Genomic DNA, 1,548 nt, shown 5'->3' with positions numbered 1-1,548 from the left:
CTGTTAATCTTCATTTATTTTCTTTAGACTTGTAGATACTAATAGTTAATTTTTTTACACTAAACAAGTTAAAATATTACCACAATTTTTTTATATTAATTTATTTGAAAAAATTCTTTAACATCATTGAAATAAAATCACCAAATAATAATTCGAAATATAAGAATACAGTTAACTTAATAATTGTTATACAAATATTAATGACAGTAGATAAGAAATGAAATGATGATAAACTATGCACATTAACATATAAAAAATTCACTTATGTGAGATGATTGCCTTTATATTGCACAATAATGAGTATAATAATGATAAAACGAAGAACCGGATTATTAGATATAGCTAAACAAGTTGGAGTAAGCAAAGCTACAGTAAGTCGTTATTTAAATACGCCTGATCTTGTATCACCCTCATTACAAAAACGAATTTCGACAGTTATTGAAACACTGGGATATTTACCAAATAAAGTTCCAAATATGTTATCTCATGCAAAAAGTCATGCGATTGGTGTCTTTTTGCCTTCAGTTACAAGTCAAATCTTTACAGATGTTTTACAAGGTATTGAAAAAATTACTGATGAAAATAATTATCAAGTCATGATAGCCCATACGGGACGTTATAAAGATAAAGAAGAAATGAGATTACGTTCTCTACTTTCTTATAATATAGATGGTTTAATTCTTACTGAGCGGAATCATTCTCCCGCATCCATAAAAATGATCCAATTAGCAAATATTCCTGTTGTTGAAATAATGGATAGTGTAACACCTTGTATTGATATGGCTGTAGGATATGATAATTTTAAAGCATCAAAAAATATGGTCCTGCGTATGATAAAAGCCGATAAAAAAAATATCGTCTATTTAAGTACTCAATTAAATGAAAGAGGGATTTTACGTAAAGAAGGATATGAAGCTGCAATGGCTGCTCATAACTTAAAAAGTTTTACTATTTTATCAAATGAAATTCCTTCTTACGCACTTGGGGAAAAATTACTAAATCAAATATTAAATGAATATCCTCAAGTTGATGGAATTTTTTGCTGTAATGATAGCCTTGCTTTAGGTGTACTTTTTGGATGTCAACGTCTTAATATCCCAATTCCTCAGCAAATCGCTATAGCTGGTTTCCATGGATATGATATAGGCCAATCTGTAAATCCTAAACTATCCTCTGTATTGACTCCGAGGTTTGAAATGGGAAAAATTGCTGCTGAAATATTACTTCAACGTTTAAATGGAAAAATAATAACATCTAATGTAGTTGAACTTCCCGTTAAATATATTGAAGGCGAAAGCATAGCGAACTTTCACAATTAACCGTATAAAATTGCTTAAATATGTTTTAGTGATCAAATAAAACTGTTTTTTATAAAAATCATTAATAAATTATTTTGTTCAGATTAAATTGTTTAAAATAAAAGTATAATAAAAAATAAATTTAATAAAAAATAGTCCAATAATATAGTTAACAAAAGCATTAATATTAAAGTTAATTAAATTTTACTATTTTTTATACTTTTTCCCGAAAATGTGATCTCATCTACAG

At 27.3% G+C, this 1,548-nt stretch carries 1 protein-coding gene; it reads left to right on the top strand.

All coding sequences use genetic code 11. The annotated features are described in order from the left end of the window. Positions 1-308: 308 nt before the first annotated feature. Positions 309-1,319, top strand: a complete 1,011-nt coding sequence (locus B6C99_RS12940) for a substrate-binding domain-containing protein (protein WP_086360191.1) — start codon at positions 309-311, stop codon at positions 1,317-1,319. Positions 1,320-1,548 lie beyond the last annotated feature (229 nt).

It is taken from the genome of Gilliamella sp. N-G2 (genome assembly GCF_002142215.1).
Lineage (GTDB): Bacteria > Pseudomonadota > Gammaproteobacteria > Enterobacterales > Orbaceae > Gilliamella.
Note: the sequence above shows the minus strand (reverse complement) of the source record. Positions and strands in the feature narration are given on the sequence as shown.